The sequence below is a fragment of the Neisseria sp. WLZKY-1 genome (genome assembly GCF_046546535.1).
Lineage (GTDB): Bacteria > Pseudomonadota > Gammaproteobacteria > Burkholderiales > Neisseriaceae > Neisseria.
Map to the genome: position 1 here is coordinate 1 of NZ_JBKGTW010000042.1, position 18,116 is coordinate 18,116.

The 18,116-nt window shown below is 57.0% G+C and carries 17 protein-coding genes and 2 tRNA genes; 5 read left to right on the forward strand and 14 right to left on the reverse strand.

Annotated features, from left to right (window positions below):
- Nucleotides 1-572 precede the first annotated feature (572 nt).
- The 4 genes from ACLD9W_RS09845 to polA all read right to left on the reverse strand — a co-directional run bounded on the left by ACLD9W_RS09845 (nt 573) and on the right by polA (nt 6,826).
- Nucleotides 573-2,054 carry a S41 family peptidase gene (locus ACLD9W_RS09845; protein WP_410841856.1) on the reverse strand — a complete coding sequence of 494 codons (1,482 nt, stop codon included), beginning with the start codon at nt 2,052-2,054 and terminating at the stop codon, nt 573-575.
- Between the two features lie 137 nt (nt 2,055-2,191).
- Nucleotides 2,192-3,199: a UDP-N-acetylglucosamine-peptide N-acetylglucosaminyltransferase gene (locus ACLD9W_RS09850; protein WP_410841857.1), complete on the reverse strand. Its 1,008-nt coding sequence runs from the start codon at nt 3,197-3,199 to the stop codon at nt 2,192-2,194.
- Nucleotides 3,200-3,687: 488 nt separating this feature from the next.
- On the reverse strand, nt 3,688-3,930 hold the full coding sequence (locus ACLD9W_RS09855; RefSeq protein WP_410841858.1) for a hypothetical protein: 243 nt from the start codon (nt 3,928-3,930) through the stop codon (nt 3,688-3,690).
- Between the two features lie 85 nt (nt 3,931-4,015).
- A complete protein-coding gene (polA, locus tag ACLD9W_RS09860) occupies nt 4,016-6,826 on the reverse strand; it encodes a DNA polymerase I (RefSeq protein WP_410841859.1) in 2,811 nt (936 codons plus the stop codon).
- A 174-nt stretch (nt 6,827-7,000) separates the two neighbouring features.
- On the opposite strand from polA, the gene panC reads away from it, so the two are divergent.
- Both panC and pip read left to right on the forward strand, forming a co-directional pair.
- Nucleotides 7,001-7,837 carry a pantoate--beta-alanine ligase gene (panC, locus tag ACLD9W_RS09865; protein ID WP_410841860.1) on the forward strand — a complete coding sequence of 279 codons (837 nt, stop codon included), beginning with the start codon at nt 7,001-7,003 and terminating at the stop codon, nt 7,835-7,837.
- A gap of 76 nt (nt 7,838-7,913) precedes the next feature.
- Nucleotides 7,914-8,846, forward strand: coding sequence for a prolyl aminopeptidase (gene pip / locus ACLD9W_RS09870; protein ID WP_410841861.1), 933 nt, complete (start codon nt 7,914-7,916; stop codon nt 8,844-8,846).
- 85 nt (nt 8,847-8,931) lie between these two features.
- Here pip and ACLD9W_RS09875 read toward each other — a convergent pair whose 3' ends face one another.
- Nucleotides 8,932-9,876 (reverse strand): bile acid:sodium symporter family protein, encoded by a 945-nt coding sequence (locus ACLD9W_RS09875; RefSeq protein ID WP_410841862.1) that lies wholly within the window; start codon nt 9,874-9,876, stop codon nt 8,932-8,934.
- Nucleotides 9,877-9,954: 78 nt separating this feature from the next.
- On the reverse strand, nt 9,955-10,953 hold the full coding sequence (rfaD, locus tag ACLD9W_RS09880; RefSeq protein ID WP_410841863.1) for an ADP-glyceromanno-heptose 6-epimerase: 999 nt from the start codon (nt 10,951-10,953) through the stop codon (nt 9,955-9,957).
- 128 nt (nt 10,954-11,081) lie between these two features.
- Here rfaD and ACLD9W_RS09885 point away from each other — a divergent pair, with 128 nt between their 5' ends.
- The 3 genes from ACLD9W_RS09885 (at nt 11,082) to ACLD9W_RS09895 (ending at nt 12,911) form a co-directional block, all read left to right on the forward strand.
- Nucleotides 11,082-11,522 carry a pyridoxamine 5'-phosphate oxidase family protein gene (locus ACLD9W_RS09885; RefSeq protein WP_410841864.1) on the forward strand — a complete coding sequence of 147 codons (441 nt, stop codon included), beginning with the start codon at nt 11,082-11,084 and terminating at the stop codon, nt 11,520-11,522.
- 142 nt (nt 11,523-11,664) lie between these two features.
- On the forward strand, nt 11,665-12,606 hold the full coding sequence (locus tag ACLD9W_RS09890; protein ID WP_410841865.1) for a DnaJ C-terminal domain-containing protein: 942 nt from the start codon (nt 11,665-11,667) through the stop codon (nt 12,604-12,606).
- Nucleotides 12,607-12,626: 20 nt separating this feature from the next.
- A complete protein-coding gene (locus tag ACLD9W_RS09895; protein WP_410841866.1) occupies nt 12,627-12,911 on the forward strand; it encodes a chaperone modulator CbpM in 285 nt (94 codons plus the stop codon).
- A 161-nt stretch (nt 12,912-13,072) separates the two neighbouring features.
- Here ACLD9W_RS09895 and ACLD9W_RS09900 read toward each other — a convergent pair.
- From ACLD9W_RS09900 to ACLD9W_RS09935, 8 genes are all read right to left on the reverse strand, one after another.
- Nucleotides 13,073-13,162: transfer RNA gene (locus tag ACLD9W_RS09900), tRNA-Ser, on the reverse strand.
- Nucleotides 13,163-13,189: 27 nt separating this feature from the next.
- Nucleotides 13,190-13,280, reverse strand: a tRNA-Ser gene (locus ACLD9W_RS09905).
- 59 nt (nt 13,281-13,339) lie between these two features.
- Nucleotides 13,340-14,116 (reverse strand): peroxide stress protein YaaA, encoded by a 777-nt coding sequence (yaaA, locus tag ACLD9W_RS09910; protein WP_410841867.1) that lies wholly within the window; start codon nt 14,114-14,116, stop codon nt 13,340-13,342.
- A 226-nt stretch (nt 14,117-14,342) separates the two neighbouring features.
- Nucleotides 14,343-14,909 (reverse strand): dCTP deaminase, encoded by a 567-nt coding sequence (gene dcd, locus ACLD9W_RS09915; RefSeq protein WP_410841868.1) that lies wholly within the window; start codon nt 14,907-14,909, stop codon nt 14,343-14,345.
- An 80-nt stretch (nt 14,910-14,989) separates the two neighbouring features.
- Nucleotides 14,990-15,403: a hypothetical protein gene (locus ACLD9W_RS09920; RefSeq protein WP_410841869.1), complete on the reverse strand. Its 414-nt coding sequence runs from the start codon at nt 15,401-15,403 to the stop codon at nt 14,990-14,992.
- Between the two features lie 73 nt (nt 15,404-15,476).
- Nucleotides 15,477-16,376, reverse strand: a complete 900-nt coding sequence (locus ACLD9W_RS09925) for a recombination-associated protein RdgC (RefSeq protein ID WP_410841870.1) — start codon at nt 16,374-16,376, stop codon at nt 15,477-15,479.
- Nucleotides 16,377-16,875: 499 nt separating this feature from the next.
- On the reverse strand, nt 16,876-17,373 hold the full coding sequence (locus ACLD9W_RS09930) for a hypothetical protein (protein WP_410841871.1): 498 nt from the start codon (nt 17,371-17,373) through the stop codon (nt 16,876-16,878).
- A 95-nt stretch (nt 17,374-17,468) separates the two neighbouring features.
- Nucleotides 17,469-17,939 carry a lysozyme gene (locus ACLD9W_RS09935; RefSeq protein ID WP_410841872.1) on the reverse strand — a complete coding sequence of 157 codons (471 nt, stop codon included), beginning with the start codon at nt 17,937-17,939 and terminating at the stop codon, nt 17,469-17,471.
- Between the last annotated feature and the right edge of the window lie 177 nt (nt 17,940-18,116).

Below are 18,116 nucleotides of genomic sequence, written 5' to 3' on the forward strand. Positions count from 1 at the left end.
AAAGATTGCGATGCGTTGTGAAAAGACGGATGAATCTTTTGCTGCCAACATTTATCTGGCTGCTACGGTTTTAAGGCTGGCTTGAATGTCAACAGACCCTAGGACAGCCCCAAACATTTTTCAGACGGCCTCTTTTTATTTCCAACCGTATGGGCTCTGCCACGTACACGGCCTGTTGGCTGCGGTAATCTCCTTGTATTCCCGCTCTGCCAAAAGCCAACCCGGAGGCCGTCTGAAAAATCATCCGCCGCATCTCCCCGTCCTCAGGATTGCATAACAGAAACTTTTGCAGGCGGCCGCCAATGCGGTTCTGCGAAATGCTCTTCCCCATTCTCACACTTGGGCGTAGGAGAGGGAGTCGGATACGCGGCAGGATCGTCGGTTTCAGACGGCCTCTTCGTTTTTGCGCTTGGATACCTTGCTGCCAAGGCTGCGGCGAAGTGCACGGCAGAAGCAAAGAGGCCGTCTGAAACCGTCTGTGCCGTTACTGTCTGAAGGGTATGACACGAAAGGCCGTCTGAAACCCTGATACGGGTTTTCAGACGGCCTATTTGTGTTTGCACCTTCGGACGTCAGTTGTTTTCTTCTTTTTTGTCCTTGTCTTTCTTCACCGGTTTTTTCGCGGCGGCGCCCAAAGACTCCTGCCATTTGGCCGGGTCTTTCACCAAATCGAGCGCGGCTTTGAGCTGGGCGTCTTTGGCGGGGTCGGGGTTGCGGCGTGCGGCGGCTTCGTCTTCGAGTTTCTGTTTTTCGCTGCGTTTGTCTTCAGGCGCGGAGGCGGCCTGTTCGGCGGCGTCTTTTCCTTCGCCTTCGATGACGCGGCCGTTCACTTCCTCTCCGCCCAAGGGGTTGCCGATGTGTCCGGCCAGGTCGGCTTCGCGGCTTTCAAAGGTGCGGTTTTTGTCTTTCACTTCCACGTCGGGAACGATGCCCTGCGCCTGTATCGAGCGGTCGTTGGGCGTGTAGTAGAGCGAGGTGGTGATTTTGACGGCGCTGCCGTTGGAAAGAGGCATCACGGTTTGAACCGAGCCTTTGCCAAAGCTCTGCGTGCCAACGATGACAGCGCGTTTGTGGTCTTGCAGGGCGCCGGCAACGATTTCGGAGGCGGAGGCCGAACCGGAATTGATGATGACGGTGAGCGGGATGTTTTTCAGCTCGGCGGGCAGGTTTTTGAGCGGATCGCTGCCGGGGCTGAGGATGTAGTCTTCGCGCTGCGCTTTGAGCACCATGCCTTCTTTGCCGTCGCGGCCTTTGGTGCTGACGACTTTGGCGTTGTCGGGCAGGAAGGCGGCGGAAACGCCGACGGCGCCGTTAAGCAGGCCGCCGGGATCGTCGCGCAAATCGAGAACCAGGCCTTTGAGCGGGGCTTTGTTTTCTTTGGCGAGCTTTTGTGCGGCTTCGTTCAGGGTGGCGACGGTGCGCTCCTGAAACTGGGTGATGCGGATATAGCCGTAGCCGGGTTCGAGCAGTTTGGAGCGCACGCTCTGTACTTTGATAATAGCGCGGGTGAGTTTGAAGACCAGCGGTTTGCTGCTGTCTTTGCGGGAAACGGTCAGCTCGATGTTGGTGCCGGGTTTGCCGCGCATTTTTTTCACGGCTTCGCTCACGGTCATACCGCGCGTGGAAACGCCGTCGATTTTGACGATGTAGTCGCCGCTTTTGATACCCGCGCGTTCGGCGGGCGTGTCTTCGATGGGGGAGATGATTTTGACGAAGCCGTCTTCCGAGCCCACTTCCATGCCCAAGCCGCCGAACGAGCCGGAGGTGTTTTCCTTCAGGTCGGCATAGTCTTTTTTGTTCATGTATTCGGAGTGGGGATCGAGGCCGGTTACCATGCCTTTCATGGCGCCTTCGAGCAGGGATTCGTCGGATTTATCTTCGTAATAGTTGGCTTTGATCTGGCTGTACACTTCGGCCAGGGTACGGATGGATTGGACGGGCAGCGCTTCCTGTTTTTTGTCGACGGCCAAACCCTGCACGCTGACGGTGAGCAACACGCCGCTGAGGGCGCCCAGTGTGTAGAGTGCGACTTTTTTCAAAGTGGGGATTTCCATGTCTGTGTGTTCTCTGTTCGGTTGCCGCGCCTGCGTGCGCAAAAACGCGCACTTTATTGGATTTGCCGCGCCGCTTCAACCGCTTTTATAAACTTTTGCGGGCACGGGCGGCGGCTTTCAGGCGGCCTTACCGGTGCTTAAGATTTATTCGGCGGGTTAATCGGCAACGAAGAATGCCTTACTTTGATATGCGGCTGTTTGCGTTTGAGCAGGTGGCGGAACACTTCCACTTTCCGGCAGTCGGCGGTGCGTTCGTAATTCGTGCCCAAAATCACTTCGTCCAGCCTGGTGCAGACATTGCCGTATTCCAAAAAGGCGGTGTTGGTATCGGGGCAATACTGCACTTTGTCCGAGCCGATTTCTTCGATTTGCAGCAGGCGGAATTCTTCTTCGTCGCGGAATGCGTGGTCTTTAAACAGATAGCGGATGTATTCCAATGCGGCTTTGTTTTCTTGGGATTCTTCCCTGTTTTGCTTGGTGTCTTTGAAATAATCGCACAAGCCGATTAAGGCCGTCTGAAACTGCGCTTTTCTCACTTCATGCCAATCTTGGTTGTCGCTAATCGGCTTTAAGCGGACGCCGAAATTTGGATTGTCAAACATCACATCGTATTCTTTATCCTGCGTATATTCGTCGCGGTAGAAAATATAGGCGATTTGGTACAGCGGCAGGTTTTCAGACGGCCTTTGCGCCGTGGTTTCTTTTACAACGCTACCCGTGAATCCGTCTTGATCGTTCAGGGGGCGGAAAGACGCATCGAGGTCGGGCTCGCGTATCCAATTGCCGCGTCTATTGAACACCAGGCAGCAGCCCGAGGCTTCGACGTTGCCGACTTTGCCGTATAGTCGGAACTGGTTTAAATCGTTTACCCGCGAAGAGAAGCAGGCAAAAAAGGCATTGTAGGGATTGGATTCCGACAGGTTTTCCAAATCCGGCTCCTGAATGCCCAGCAAGTCATACAGGCTTTTGCCTTCATACGGGTCATTCATATAGGCCGAGCTGTTCATTCTCATTTTGCCGGCAACGATGTTTTCCTGATTGGCCTGTTTTTGTCCTATACCCAATAATTTTTCGCATACGGTGGGGCTGGTGTAATGCGCCAGCGGCTTGTCAAATTCAATCGGGTCTATGCTCAATACCGCCAAAACCGCAGCAATGTTTTCTTTCAGACGGCCGTTTATCTTTTTATTTTTAGACAGCGTTTTTTTAATCTGTTTTTGTTTGGATTTGAAGTAACATTCGTAATCTCCTTTTACAAAAACAAGTTCTTGAAGATCACGTCTCAGTTTCGCAAGCGTTTGCTTTTTAAGATCCTTGTCCGTTGCTTTTTTGGCTAATTCAAACACTTTGCCAAAGTGTTCTTTTGCTTTGGACAAGCAATCTTCACTTTGCTTTAAGTCATCTGTATTTTGCGTACCCTGTTTTAAATAACAATGTCCCAGCCACGATTGGGCATAAATTTGTTCTTCAGTGCCTTTATCACCATTTAATTTTTTAGCCAGTGCCAATTGTTTTTGAAAGTGTTCACGTGCCTCGTCAAATAAGATTTTGTTGGTTAAAAGTGCCTGCTCAAAATAACAATAACCCAGCCAGAATTGGGTAGTGGCTTGTTTTTTTAGTGCCTTATCTCCGCTTAATTTCTTAGCAAATTCCAATCGTTTTTCAAAGTGTTCTCGCGTGCCTTGTCAAACAGGGTTTCGTTGTCAGTTTGAAGCGCCCGTTCAAAATAACAACGCCCCAACCAATATTGGCCATCAACTTGTTGTTGAGAAATGTTTGTGGTCTTCAAGTTCTCATTCACCTTTTGAATGAGTTCGGTATATTTTTTGTCGATAAAAAGTTTACGGCGCTCTTGCTCAATTAAATCGTTTTCCATTATCTAATCCTTTATTTATCCTTATCGTTCGGTCTTTTCGCCTCAAGCGTTTTGTATGTGGCTTGTATGCGGCGGTTTGTTTGAATTAATGCGCCCCATCCCAATCTTCCCCCACTCCCACTTCCGCCACCAGCGGCACATTCAACAACCCGCCGTCCACTTCGGCCATCACTTTCGGCAGCATCTCTTTCACGGCTTCCAATTCCGATTCAACTACTTCCAACACCAATTCGTCATGCACCTGCATAATCAGTTTGCTTTGTAGGCCGTCTGAATGCAGGCGGTGGGATACGGCGATCATGGCGCGTTTGATGAGGTCGGAGGCGGTGCCCTGCATGGGGGCGTTGATGGCGGCGCGCTCGGCGCCGGCGCGGGCGTTGGCGTTTTTGGCGCGGATGTCGGGCAGGTAGAGGCGGCGGCCGAACAGGGTTTCTACGTAGCCTTGTTGGGCGGCCTGCTCTTTGGTGCGCTGCATGTATTCGGCCACGCCGGGGTAGCGGACGAAGTAGCGGTCGATGAAGTTTTTGGCGGACAAGTTGTCGATGCCCAGCGATTTGGCGAGGCCGTACTGCCCCATGCCGTAAATCAGGCCGAAGTTGATGGTTTTGGCGTAGCGGCGTTGCTCGGGGCTGACGTTTTCGGGGGATACGCCGAACACTTCGGCGGCGGTACGGCGGTGTACGTCTTCGCCGTTTTGGAAGGCGGCAATCAGGGTTTTGTCGCCGGAGAGGTGCGCCATGATGCGCAGCTCGATTTGCGAGTAGTCGGCGGAAACGATCAGACTGCCTTGCGGGGCGGTGAAGGCGCGGCGCACGCGGCGGCCTTCGGGGGTGCGCACGGGGATGTTTTGCAGATTCGGATTGCTGCTGGCCAGCCGGCCGGTGATGGCGACGGCTTGGGCGTAGGTGGTGTGCACGCGGCCAGTGCGCGGGTTAATCATTTCGGGCAGCTTGTCGGTGTAGGTGGATTTGAGTTTGGCCAGGCTGCGGTTTTCCAAGATGATTTTCGGCAGCGGATAATCGGGCGCGAGCTGTTCGAGCACGGCTTCATTGGTGGAAATGCCGCCCGATGCGGTTTTTTTCAGCCCTTTGGTGGGGATGCCCATTTTGTCGAACAGGATTTCTTGAAGCTGCTTGGGCGAATTGAGATTAAACGGCTGTCCGGCCGTCTGAAACGCCTGCTCTTCGAGTTTCAGCAAGGCCGCACCCAATTCGCTGCTTTGCGCGGCCAGCTCGGCGCGGTCGATGTGCACGCCGTTGCGCTCCATTTCAAATAAAACCTGGGCGACGGGCAGCTCCATATCGCGGTACATTTCAAGCTGTTTTTCGTCCATTTGCGCGCGCAAATGCGCTTCAAGTCGCAGGGCGAAATCCGCGTCTTGCGCGGCGTATTCGGTGGCCTGTTCGACGGCGACATCGGCAAAGGAAATCTGCTTCGCGCCCTTACCGCACAGGGATTCGTAAGTAATCGTGGGCAGGCCGAGCCAGCGTTCGGACAATTCGTCCAAACCGTGCCCCAAATGGCTCTCGACAATATACGAAGCCAGCATCGCATCGCCCGCAATGCCGCGCAACGCAATGCCGTAGTTGGCGAAAACGTGTTGGTCGTATTTCAGATTCTGACCGATTTTTTTCAGGCTGCCGTTTTCCAAATAGGGTTTCAGACGGCCTAATGTGCTTTCAAAATTAAGCTGCTGCGGCGCGGCGGTAATGCTGTGGCCGAGCGGGATATACACCGCTTCGCCTGCTTGGAATGCGATGCTGATGCCCACAAGCTGCGCGGTCATCGCGTCGAGCGAGGTGGTTTCGGTGTCGATGCCGATTTGTTCGGCTTTGGATAATTTGTCCAACAGGGCGGCAAACCCGGTTTCGGTAGTAACCGCCCGATAGTCGAGTTTTTCGGGCGCGGCGGCTTTTTCAGGCTGCTTTTCGTTTTCAGACGGCCTTTCAGCCGTTAAAGCAGCAAGTTCGCCCACATCGGCGCTGCCGAACAAATCGCCGTCTGCCGCTTCGTGCATCCGGCTTTCGGCTTCTTTGAGCCAGGTTTTGAAGCCCCAGCGTTTGAAATCTGCCGCCAGCTGCGCCCATTTGGGCGGCGTACGGCGCAGGCTCTCAAGGCCGTCTAAAAGCTCCGCGTGTAAGTCCACATCGGTTTTAATCGTAACCAAATCGTAGGACAAGGGCAGTTGCGAGAGCGCGGCTTGCAGGTTTTCGCCCACTTTGCCCTTGATTTCGCCCGCGTGTTCCATTACGCCCGAGAGCGTTTCATAGGCTTCGAGCCATTTCACCGCCGTTTTCGGCCCGCATTTTTCCACGCCCGGCACGTTGTCCACTTTGTCGCCCATCAGCGCGAGATAGTCGCGGATTTGGTCGGGGCGCACGCCGAATTTGGCCTTTACGCCGTCAATGTCCAGCGTTTCGCCGCTCATCGTGTTCACCAGCGTAACGCGCTCGTTTACCAGCTGCGCCATGTCTTTGTCGCCGGTGGAAATCACCACGTCCCAGCCCGCCGCGCCGCCCTGCGCCGCCAGCGTGCCGATCACATCGTCGGCTTCGACCTGCGGCACCACCAATACCGGCCAGCCCATCAGCCGCACCAAATCGGGCAGCGCTTCGGCCTGCGGGCGCAAATCGTCGGGCATCGGCGGACGCGTGGCCTTGTAGTCGGCAAACATTTCATGACGGAAATTTTTGCCTTTCGCGTCAAACACCACCGCGCAATAGTCGTGCACATAATCCGCACGCAGCCGCCGCAGCATGTTCAACACGCCGTACATCGCCCCTGTGGGCGCGCCGTCGGGCGCGGTAAGGTTTTGTAAAGACGGTACATGATAGGCACGATATAAGTAGGAAGAACCGTCGACGAGGAGGAGGGTGGGGCGGGTGTGGGAAGACATGGGATGAGGCCGTCTGAAAAGTTGGAAAGGGGCGGATTATATAGGCAAAAGGCCGTCTGAAATTGTTCAGACGGCCTTTTGCGCTTTCAGACGGCCTCTGCGGCGGCGTATAATCCGCGTCTTTGACGCGGCGCTTCGAGGCCGTCTGAAAACCGTTTGCCGAGGAAGAAAAACATGCAAATCATCCACACCGTTCAAGAGCTGCGCCAATGGCGCAAAAACGCCGGCCGCGTGGCCTTTGTGCCCACGATGGGCAACCTGCACGAAGGCCATCTGGCTTTGGTGCGCGAGGCAAAAAAGCGCGCCGACCATGTTGTCGTGAGCATTTTCGTCAACCGCCTGCAATTCGGCCAGGGCGAGGATTTCGACCGTTATCCGCGCACCTTGCAGCAGGATGCGGACAAACTGGCGGGCGAGGGCGTGGCCGTGGTGTTTGCGCCCGATGAAAAAGAGCTGTATCCCCATGTGGAGCAGCGTTACAACGTCGAGCCGCCGCATCTGCAAAACGAGCTTTGCGGCCGCTTCCGCCCCGGGCATTTTCGCGGCGTGGCAACCGTAGTGTCCAAGCTGTTTAACATTGTTGCACCCGATGTTGCCTGTTTCGGCAAAAAAGACTACCAGCAGCTTGCTATTATCAAAGGCCTGACCGAAGACTTAAATTTCAACATCGAAATCGTGCCCGTCGATACCGGCCGCGCTTCAGACGGCCTCGCGCTCTCCAGCCGCAACCAGTATTTAAACGAAACCGAACGCGCCGAAGCCCCGCGCCTCTACCGCGTGTTGAACGGCATTGCTGACGCGCTCAAAGGCGGCAATCTGGCCTATGCCGATTTGGAAAGCGCCGCCGTGCGCGAGTTGGAAGCAGCAGGCTGGACGGTGGATTACGTCGAAATCCGCCGCGCCGCTTCGCTGGAAACCGCCCACGCCGGCGACAAACAACTCGTTGTCCTCGCTGCCGCGCGTTTGGGGCAGACCCGTTTGATTGACAATATCGAAGTGGATTTGCTTTAAGCCTTTGAGGCCGTCTGAAACGTTTCAGACGGCCTCAACACCTGCCCGACAACCACAAGACAAAGGAAAACCGACTATGTATCCGATTCAAGAACCCCGCCGCAGCGGTCTGCTGCAAGTGTCCGAACTGCACCAAATCTACTGGGAAGAAAGCGGCAATCCAGACGGCATCCCCGTCATCTTCCTGCACGGCGGCCCCGGCGCGGGCGCGTCGCCGCAGTCGCGCGGCTTTTTCAACCCCAAAAAATACCGCGTCGTTATCATCGACCAGCGCGGCTGCGGCCGCTCGCTGCCCTATGCCGAAACGCGCGAAAACACCACTTGGGATTTGGTGGCCGACATCGAAAAAGTGCGCGAAATGCTCGGCATCGAAAGCTGGCTGGTGTTCGGCGGCTCGTGGGGCAGCACCCTGTCGCTGGCCTATGCCGAAACCCATCCCGAACGCGTGCGCGGCCTGATACTGCGCGGCATCTTCCTCTGCCGCCAGCTCGAAATCGACTGGCTCAACGAAGCAGGCGGCGTCAGCATGGTTTATCCCGCGCAATGGCAACGCTACCTCGCGCAAGTGCCGCCGGAAAAACACGGCGAACTGGTGCAGAGCTACCACGCCCTGCTCAACTCGCCCGACCGCGCCACCGCCCTGGCCGCCGCCAAAGCCTGGGCCGACTGGGAAAACTACCTCGTCTGCTTCGAGCCGCAGGAGAGCGACGAAGACGCGGAAAAATCGCTGGCCATCGCCCGCTTGGAAAACCACTATTTCGTCCACCTCGGCTGGTTCGGCGACGGGCGCGGCCTGCTGGAAAACGCGCACAAAATCCGCCACATCCCCACCGTTATCGTGCAGGGACGCTACGATTTGTGCACCCCCACCCGCAGCGCGTGGGACTTGAAACAGGCACTGCCCGAAGCCGATTTGCGCATCATCCAGGGCGGCCACGCCGCATCCGAACCCGCGCTCTCCGCCGCACTGGTGCGGGCAACCGACGAATTCGCCGAACGCTTGGCGTAAACGCCGGCAAGCGTTTTGACATTAAAAAGGCCGTCTGAAAACCTGCGAAACGGGTTTTCAGACGGCCTTTACTGTGTTGCCGCGTTTATTTTTTAGCAGCGGCGCGGTCGGCTTTGGCTGCCCAGTAGGATGCCAGCAGCGAGCCGGAGACGTTGTGCCACACGCTGAAAATCGCGCCGGGCACGGCGGCGACAGGGTCGAAGTATTTGAGCGCCAGCGTGGCGGCGAGGCCCGAATTCTGCATGCCGACTTCGATGGACAGGGTTTTCTGTTCGTCGTAGGGCAGGCCGCATAGTTTGGCGGCGAAGAAGCCGAGGAGGTAGCCGATGCAGTTGTGCAGCACGACCACGCCGAAAATCAGCAGGCCGGCTTCGGCGATTTTGTCTTTGCTGACAGCAACGACGCCGCCGAGAATCAGCGCCACGGCCAATACCGACACCAGCGGCAGCACGTCGGCCGCGGCCTGTGTCTGCCGGTGCAGGAAGGTGTTGGCCAACACGCCCAGCACGATGGGCAGCAGCACGATTTCCAAAATGGACACCAGCATGGCGGCGGCGGAGATGTCGAGCCACTGGTGTGCCAGCAGGTAGAAAACGGCGGGTGTCAGCACGGGGGCGAGCAGGGTGGAGACGGAGGTGACGGCAACGGAAAGGGCGACGTTGCCGCGGGCGAGGAAGGTCATGACGTTGGACGCGGTGCCGCCCGGGCAGGCGCCGACGAGGATGACGCCGGCGGCAATCTGCGGCGGCAGGCCGAGGGCTTTGGCCAGTACGAAGGCGGTGAGCGGCATGATGACAAACTGCGCGGCAACGCCGACCAGCACGGATTTGGGATGGCGGCCGAGGATTTTGAAGTCGGACGGGTTGAGGGTCAGCCCCATGCCGAACATGACGATGCCCAGCAACCACGGGATAAGGGGTTTCACCCATTGGAAGAGTTCGGGCTGCGCGTAGGCGGCAAGGGCGGTGAGCGCCGCCCACAGGGCGAAGGTTTTGCCGAAAAAGTCGCTGAATGCTTTGAGTTTGTCCATGTTGTGTCTCGTGTGTGTGTCGGAAAAGAAAGAGGCCGTCTGAAAAGGGTTTAAACCTCTTTTCAGACGGCCTCAGGTTCAGTGTTCGCGCAGCCAATCGACGTAGCGCTCCACGCCCTGTTCGACGGTGAGGAAGTCTTGCGCGTAGCCCGCGTCGCGCAGGCGGGCGATGTCGGCTTGGGTGAAGCTTTGGTATTTGCCTTTGAGCGCGTCGGGAAATTCGGTGTAGCGGATCAGTCCCTGCGCCACCAGTTCGGCCAGACCGAGTTTTTCCTTGCCTTCGGCGGTGCGGCAGGCGTTGACGGTGGCGGCGGCCAGCTCGTTGAAGCTCTGGCTGCGGCCGGTGCCGAGGTTGAAAATGCCGGATTGTTCGGGGTGGTCGAGAAAGAACAGGTTGACGTTTACCACGTCTTCGACGCTGACGAAGTCGCGGCTCTGTTCGCCGCTGCCGTAGCCGTCGTAGCTGCCGAAGAGCTCGACGTAGCCGCGTTCGCGGTATTGGTGGAAATGATGGAAAGCGACGGAAGCCATGCGGCCTTTGTGCTGCTCGCGCGCACCGTAGACGTTGAAGTAGCGGAAGCCTGCCACTTGCGCACCCAGCCCTGCGGCGATGCGGCGGCGCACGACTTGGTCGAAGAGGAATTTGGAATAGCCGTACACATTCAGCGGCTCTTCGTGTTCGCGCTCTTCGCGGAAGGTTTCGCCCTTGCCGTACACGGCCGCGCTGGATGCGTAAAGAAACGGGATGCGCTCGTCCTGACACCAGTCCAGCAGATCGAGGGTGTACTGGTAGTTGTTGTCCATCATATAGCGGCCGTCGTGGTTCATGGTGTCGGAACACGCGCCTTCGTGGAACACGGCTTCGATGTCGGAGAAGGGGAAAATATGGTCGCGCACCTGGCGGATGAATTCGTGTTTGTCGAGGTAATGGGCGATGTCGCAGTCGGCAAGGTTTTTGAATTTTTGGCCGTTTGACAGATTGTCCACGGCGACAATATCCGTGATGCCGCGCACGTTGAGCCCTTTGACGATGTTGCTGCCGATAAAGCCGGCCGCGCCGGTGACGATAATGGTCATAAGAAGAGTCCTTTTTAGAGGCCGTCTGAAAGGGCGGCATTGTAAACCAAAGCGGCCTTTCGGTTAAAATGGCGTCCGTTTCAGGCTGTCTGAAAACGTATAGAAAACAGATCGAGAAAGGACAAACCGTGCAGAGCATCCCCGAAAACACCGCCGCCTTCTTCCGCACCAACCGCGTCGTCAGCATCGCCGCCGCCGCAGAGGGCGAAATTTGGAGCGCCTGCTGCTTCTACGCCTTCGACGAAGCCGCCGCCCGCCTGATCGTCCTCACCTCGCGCAACAGCCGTCACGGCCGCCTGATGTCGGCCTCGCCGCAGGTGGCCGCCACCATCGCCGGACAGCCCGAAGGCTTCCGCCAAATCAGCGGCATCCAGCTCTCCGCCCGCGCCCTGCGGCTCGAAGGCGAAGCGCGCAAAAATGCGCTGGCGCTCTACACGGAAACACACCCGCTGGCCAAAGCCATGGCGCTGAAAACCGACGTCTGGCAGCTTGAACTCGACAGCGTGAAATACACCGACAACAAACTCGTCTTCGCCCAGAAAACCCTGTGGCAGCGCGAAGAAACATAAAAAATCCAGGCCGTCTGAAAGCAAAACATCCGTTTCAGACGGCCTGCCGTTTTGCCCCGCTGCCGCACCTTGAATCCGCGTGTGCCGCCCCCATCATGGCAGCCGAATTGAAACCAAATTCCAAATTACAGAGGACATCCGTATGGCAGGAAAAAGCTACTACGAAATACTCGGCGTCGACAAAACCGCCGACGCCGACACCATCAAAAAAGCCTACCGCAAACTCGTGCGCAAATACCATCCCGACGTCAGCAAAGAACCCGACGCCGCCGAGCGCACCGCCGAAATCAACCGCGCCTACGAAACCCTGTCCGACACCGAAAAACGCGCCGCCTACGACGAAGAACAGGCCAACCCCTACGGACGCGCGGGCGGCAGCCCCTTCGGCCAGGGCTTTGATGCAAACGGTTTCGCCGACGGCGGCTTCCGCTACGAATACCACGGCGGCGAACCCTTCGGTGCAGGCGACTTCAACTTCGAAGACCTCTTCTCCGCCTTCGGCAGCCATGCCCAAAGCCGCCCCGAAGGCCCCGAAAAAGGGCAGGACCAGCACGCCGAACTCGCCGTCGACATCTACGCCGCCTACACCGGCGCCGAGCGCACCCTCACCCTCAACGTCCCCTCCGCCGACGAATACGGCCGCCCCGTCTACCGCGAAAAAAACCTCAACGTCAAAATTCCGCAGGGCATCAGCGAAGGCCAGCAGATACGCCTTGCCGGACAAGGTTTGCCCGGCCGCAACGGCGGCGCCGACGGCGACCTCTACCTCAAAATCAAATTCCACGAGCGCCCCGATCTCTACGTCAAAAACCGCAAAGACGTCTACCAAACCATCGATGTCAAACCTTGGGAAGCAGTGCTCGGCGGCAAAATCATCGTCCCCACCGCCACCGGCCGCCTGCAGGTCAGCCTGCCCGCCAACAGCCAAAGCGGCAAAACCATCCGCCTCAAAGGCAAAGGCATCCCCGCCAAAGAAGCGGGCGACCTCTACCTCACCATCCGCATCACCGTACCCAAAGCCGAAAGCGAAGCCGACCGCCGCGCCTGGGAGCAGCTTGCCGCCCACTTCGGCCACACCGCCTGACACCGCAAAGGACAAACACCATGAAAACCGACATCACCCTCAGCTTTGAAGAAATCGTCCGCATCGGACAATGCCGCCGCGAATGGCTGCTCGAACTGATAGAAGAAGACATCATCAGCATCGAAGGCCGTCCCGAACAGGCGCAGTTCAGCGGCTTCCAACTCGCCCGCGTCCGCCGCGCCGCCCGCATCAGCCGCGACTTCGACGCCGGCATCCCTGCCCTCGGCCTCATCATGCGCCTGCTCGACGAAGTGGAAGAGCTGCGCAAACCCCGGCCGCAAGCCGAGGCTGCCGAAGCGGAATAAAGCGCAAACCGCTGCTGCCACGGCAAAAAGGCCGTCTGAAAAACCTGCGAAGCAGGTTTTTCAGACGGCCTTTTTTGTTGTCGGTTGCAGACGCAAAACCGTATTTGTGCAAGGCATGAAAAACAGGCCGGACAAAATGTCCGACCTGTTCAAGTATCTTTTGGCGGAAACGGTGGGATTCGAACCCACGAAGGACTTGCGCCCTTAGCGGATTTCGAGTCCGCTGCATTCAGCCTCTCTGCCACGTTTCCTGTTATGCAAACAAAAAATTCCAAGACTGGCGGAAGCGGTGAGATTCGAACTCACGGAGGGCTATCAACCCTCGACGGTTTTCAAGACCGTTGCATTAAACCGCTCTGCCACGCTTCCGTTTCTTGAAAGCGGTGGATAATAGCGTAAAGCCGCCGTGTTGGCAAGCGTTTCGGCCTTTATTTTCGGGTGTCGCGCAGGAAGACCCATTCGTTTTCCGACGAGGCGGCGGCGTTGTAGGCGTAGCCTTCGCTGTCGAAGTGTTTGAGCTGTTCGGGGTCGGTGATGCGGTGCTCTGCGGCATAGCGCGCCATCAGGCCGCGGGCGCGTTTGGCGTGGAAGCTGATGATTTTGTAGACGCCGTTTTTTTCGTCTTTGAACACGGGGGTGATGATGCGGGCGGCCAGTTTTTCCGGCTGCACGGCTTTGAAGTATTCCTGCGAGGCGAGGTTGATAACGGTGTCGGCGGCCTGTTCGCGCAGGGTTTCGTTCAGCAGCTCTGTGATGCGGCCGCCCCAGTATTCGTAGAGGTTTTTGCCGCGTCGGTTGGATAGCGGCGTGCCCATTTCGAGGCGGTAGGGCTGCATCAGGTCGAGCGGGCGCAGCAGGCCGTAGAGGCCGGAGAGGATGCGCAGGTGTTGTTGCAGGTAGGCGAGGCCGTCTGAATCGAGTGTGGCAGCGGACAGGCCTTCGTAAACGTCGCCGTTAAAGAGGAAAACGGCCTGTTTGGCGTTTTCGGGGGTGAACGGGATGTGCCAGGCGGCGTTGCGTTCGGCGTTTAAGAGGGCGATTTTGTCGGAAACGTGCATCAGTTCGGCAATTTGCTGCGGGGCGAGCTGTTTCACTTCGTCCATCAGCTGCGCGGCCTGGTCGAGCAGGGCGGGCCGGCTGTGTTGCGCAACGGGTGCGGGGTCTTTTTCGTTGAGGTTTTTGGCGGGGGAGACAAGAAAGAGCATGGTGTTTCCGTTGATGGGTTTTCACTTTGTTGAAGCTTTGTTTTCAGACGGCCTCCGATGCACAGAGGCCGTCTGAAAGCTTGGCAGGGTAGGGCGGTGATGTTTCAGACTGCCTTTATGCCGCGCTTTGCGGCCGTCTGAAAATCGTGGCGGGAGTTTCAGACGGCCTTTGGGTATCGGATACCGTTCCTGCTTACTTGGGAATGACGTTTCTGAAAAACGTGGGTCAGGTTTTCGGCAGGGTGACGCCGGTTTGCCCCATGTATTTGCCGTTGCGGTCTTTGTAGGAGGTTTCGCAGATTTCGTCGCTCTCGAAAAACAAGACCTGCGCCACGCCTTCGCTGGCGTAGATTTTGGCGGGCAGGGGGGTGGTGTTGGAAAATTCGAGGGTAACGTAGCCTTCCCATTCGGGCTCGAAGGGGGTGACGTTGACAATGATGCCGCAGCGGGCGTAGGTGGATTTGCCCAAGCACACGGTGAGCACGTTGCGCGGAATGCGGAAATATTCCACCGTGCGGGCCAGCGCAAACGAGTTAGGCGGGATGATGCAGCAGTCGTCTTCCACTGTTACAAAGTTTTTCGGGTCGAAGTTTTTCGGGTCGACGATAGTGCTGTTGATATTGGTGAATATCTTGAATTCGTTGGCGCAACGGATGTCGTAGCCGTAGCTCGATGTGCCGTAGGAGATGATTTTTTTGCCGTCGGCTTCTTTCACCTGGTTCGGCTCGAAGGGTTCAATCATGCCGAACTCTTCGCTCATGCGGCGTATCCATTTGTCGGATTTGATGCTCATCTCGTTGTCCTGTTGGGTGGGGTTGTGCGGGGTTGGGTGTTTTCAGACGGCCTTTTGCGGCAAGGCCGTCTGAAAGCGGCTTATTTTTTCTTTTTCGGCAGCTTGGCTTCTTTCATGATGCCTTTGTCGTAGGTGAGGGTGAAGATATGGTCGCTGCCTTCATACACTTGGATCACGCCGTTGGCACGGCCGTTTTGGAAGCTGCCTTCCATGCGCATGCCTTTGAAACGGGAGCTGTATGCGCCGAAGGGTTCGAGGAAAACATTGTCCGAACCGCTGACAGTGAATGTTCCCTTGCCGTTGAATTTGCCGTGTTTAAACGTGCCTTCGTAGCGGTTGCCGTTGTCGCACGACCACACGCCTTGCCCCTGTGGCAAATCTTCTTTTACCGCACCTTCGTAGCGGCAGCCTTTGCCCTGATAGGGGTCGATTACTTCGGCGGCGGCGTGCGGCAGCAGGGCGGCCAGCAGGGCGGCGGCTAGAAATTTCGTCATATCCAATCCTTTCGTTCTTTATTTATGTTTTCAGACGGCCTCTGTAACAAGAGGCCGTCTGAAAACGGCGGGCTTATTCCTGCCAGCCGCCCAGCAGGCCGACCAGCTCGTCCAGCATCGTGCCCAGCGATTCGGCCATCAAAACCTGCGACGCGAAGGCGAGGCTGGCAGCATCGTCGCCGTGGCTTTCCGCCTCTTCCTGCAAAACGTCGAGATATTGGATGCGTTTGAGCGTGAAATCCTGTGTCAGTACAAAAGCAATCTGTTCGCGCCATACCAAACCGAGCTGGGTGACGGTTTTGCCGTTTTTCACATGCTGCACCACTTCGTCGGCGGTCAGATCCTGTTTCGATACTTTCACCACGGGCACGACATCGCCCGCGCCTTTGAGTTCGCAATCGCTGTCGAGCTCGAAGCCGCCGTCGCAATGCCCTTGCAGCAGCCATTGGGTCATGAGGCTTGAAGGCGACTGCTTGGTGTGCGGCAGCGAGGCTTCCAAGCCGCCCAAGGCTTCGCGCAGCTTGGTGAGCATGTTTTCCGCTTTGGAGGCGGAGGCGCTGTTGACCAAAAGATAGCCGTGCTTCGTATCGAACACCGCCTGCGTGCGGCCGCTGCGGGTGAAGGCACGCGGCAGCAGATCGTCGGTAATCTGCTCTTTTAATTCCTGTTTTTCCTTGCGGCCGACCGTGCGCGCTTCGTTGTTCTGAATTTCGGCGACTTTCTCGTCCAAAATGTCGCGGATAACGCCTGCGGGCAGTACCTTCTCTTCTTTTTTCAGCGCCACGCCCCAAGTGAAGTCGGCGGGAAAAACCGCTTCCGGCGAAAACGGCACCGGCGCGGCAAAACCTTCGCTGAACCAGTCCAGCCCCTGACAGGGCGCAAACGGCAGTTCCACCAGCTTGGCCGAGAGCGTGTCCGCGTCGGGTAGCTTGTTTTTGTCAAGCGGGTAGAAACTGATCTGCTTAAACCACATAGCGCATTCCTTGCTGTAAAACCGCAGCATTATACATGAAACACCCGCGCCGCCGAGGCCGTCTGAAAACCCCTGCCGCGTGACGGAATGCGGTGTGCGGCAGGGGGAATGCGCTTTCAGACGGCCTCTGTTGCAACGGCGCGCCGTCTGCCAGAATGCCCTGCGGGAAAAGACGGAAGACCGTCTGAAAGCGGAGCTTCAACGAAGTCGAAAAGTGCCGGAGCGCAGGACAGGCTGTTTGCCTTAAATGCTTAAATGTGTGTAAAAACGAAAATCCAGTATAGTATAGAGAAAAACCCTCCGTTACCAAACGGAGGGTTGGAAAAACTGGCACGCCCACGGGGATTCTTTTATTGTTTGTTAATCAATAAATTAAATAATATAAGTTGCGTTTTAATTGCAACGGTTTGAAGAATTTAAGACCAATCACAATAAAAAACACGCCGTATAAAAACCATTTTACCCAAGCGGTTGATATGGTTTTCAGACGGCCTTTCGCTTACTTGGACACACTGTCCGCCACTACTGCGCCGTATGCCTGCCACTCGGCAAGGTCGTTGCGTTGCCGGTCTGTGGTTTCAGCCAGTTCTGCATATCGTGCTGCGCTCTCTGCGAATAGCTGCCAGCCTCGGGCAGCGTCTTCATCAGGTGAGCAGGCGGGAGAGGAGGCTGCGGGCAGGCGGCGGGAATGTATGTCGGCGTGGCGGCGCAGGCGGTCAAGCTCACGGCGCATATCAGTGGCAACAGTTTGGGCATGGTTTCGTTCCTTTTCGATTGCGGCCTGCGCGGCGTGAAGTTTCTGCCGTGCCTGCCGTTCTTGGTTGAGGGTGTTTTCATTTTGGGTCTGCGCCGCCTTTGCCAGCGCAAGGCTGATTTCGGCGGCCTTGTCGGTCTGCCCGCGCCGGTATTGCGTGCGGCGGTCGGCCTGCCATGCGGCGATGAGGGCAAGCAGCAAGGCGGCAAGGGCGGGTTTCCAGTATTTTAAAAGCCATCTCATGGTTTCTCCTTTTTCAGACGGCCTGCAACAGAGGCCGTCCGAACCTTAAAATAACGGATTTACACCATCTGTAAATTTTGCAAAAAATCTTTTGACTAACCGTTCCTAAAAAACTCATTCTGCTTCGCCAGCCGCCTGTTCGCCAAGCCCTGCACGAAGCGGCCGCCCGCCTTGTTCCACAGGGCGAAGGCTTCGCAGGCGGCGCGGTAGCGTTTTTCGTTCAGCAGGCGCACGACGGAGGATTTGGCAAAGGCCGTCACGTCGATGTTGTAGCAGAGGGAAACACAGGCATTGAACTGCGACTGCGTCAGCGGGGCGCGGACGTATTGGCGCACGGCCGCTTCGTAGGTTTGCACCTGGTTTAAAAACTCCGCCTTGATTTCCGCATCGGTGGGGGTGTCGCCCATCTTCACCCGTTGCCCGGCGCGTGCGCCCAGCGTGTAGCGGATAAAGCCGATGCCGATAGTGGGGATGCTCGCGCTGTCTTTGTAGGCGGCGCGGCGGCTGCCTTCGAGCCGCTCGATCAGGGCGTAGCCGGTGTCGTCGAGTTTCAGATTTCCGTTCATGGTTTTCCTTTCAAAAAAACAGGCCGTCTGAAACGTTCAGACGGCCTTTGGTTTACCAGTTTTGCGCCTTGCTGTGGCGCAGCCGCCATGTCTGCGCCATGAAGTAGGATGCGATGCCTACGTTTAAAAAAACCTCGTGCGGGTTGCGCGTCTGCCCCGACAGGTTGGATGCGGCCA

Bases quoted from the DNA above. Each gene is read 5' to 3' on its own strand.
- ACLD9W_RS09845 (WP_410841856.1), bottom strand. From the start codon at position 2,054: ATGGAAATCCCCACTTTGAAAAAAGTCGCACTCTACACACTGGGCGCC.
- ACLD9W_RS09855 (WP_410841858.1), bottom strand. From the start codon at position 3,930: ATGGAAAACGATTTAATTGAGCAAGAGCGCCGTAAACTTTTTATCGAC.
- polA (WP_410841859.1), bottom strand. From the start codon at position 6,826: ATGTCTTCCCACACCCGCCCCACCCTCCTCCTCGTCGACGGTTCTTCC.
- panC (WP_410841860.1), top strand. From the start codon at position 7,001: ATGCAAATCATCCACACCGTTCAAGAGCTGCGCCAATGGCGCAAAAAC.
- pip (WP_410841861.1), top strand. From the start codon at position 7,914: ATGTATCCGATTCAAGAACCCCGCCGCAGCGGTCTGCTGCAAGTGTCC.
- ACLD9W_RS09875 (WP_410841862.1), bottom strand. From the start codon at position 9,876: ATGGACAAACTCAAAGCATTCAGCGACTTTTTCGGCAAAACCTTCGCC.
- rfaD (WP_410841863.1), bottom strand. From the start codon at position 10,953: ATGACCATTATCGTCACCGGCGCGGCCGGCTTTATCGGCAGCAACATC.
- ACLD9W_RS09890 (WP_410841865.1), top strand. From the start codon at position 11,665: ATGGCAGGAAAAAGCTACTACGAAATACTCGGCGTCGACAAAACCGCC.
- ACLD9W_RS09895 (WP_410841866.1), top strand. From the start codon at position 12,627: ATGAAAACCGACATCACCCTCAGCTTTGAAGAAATCGTCCGCATCGGA.
- yaaA (WP_410841867.1), bottom strand. From the start codon at position 14,116: ATGCTCTTTCTTGTCTCCCCCGCCAAAAACCTCAACGAAAAAGACCCC.
- dcd (WP_410841868.1), bottom strand. From the start codon at position 14,909: ATGAGCATCAAATCCGACAAATGGATACGCCGCATGAGCGAAGAGTTC.
- ACLD9W_RS09920 (WP_410841869.1), bottom strand. From the start codon at position 15,403: ATGACGAAATTTCTAGCCGCCGCCCTGCTGGCCGCCCTGCTGCCGCAC.
- ACLD9W_RS09925 (WP_410841870.1), bottom strand. From the start codon at position 16,376: ATGTGGTTTAAGCAGATCAGTTTCTACCCGCTTGACAAAAACAAGCTA.
- ACLD9W_RS09930 (WP_410841871.1), bottom strand. From the start codon at position 17,373: ATGAGATGGCTTTTAAAATACTGGAAACCCGCCCTTGCCGCCTTGCTG.
- ACLD9W_RS09935 (WP_410841872.1), bottom strand. From the start codon at position 17,939: ATGAACGGAAATCTGAAACTCGACGACACCGGCTACGCCCTGATCGAG.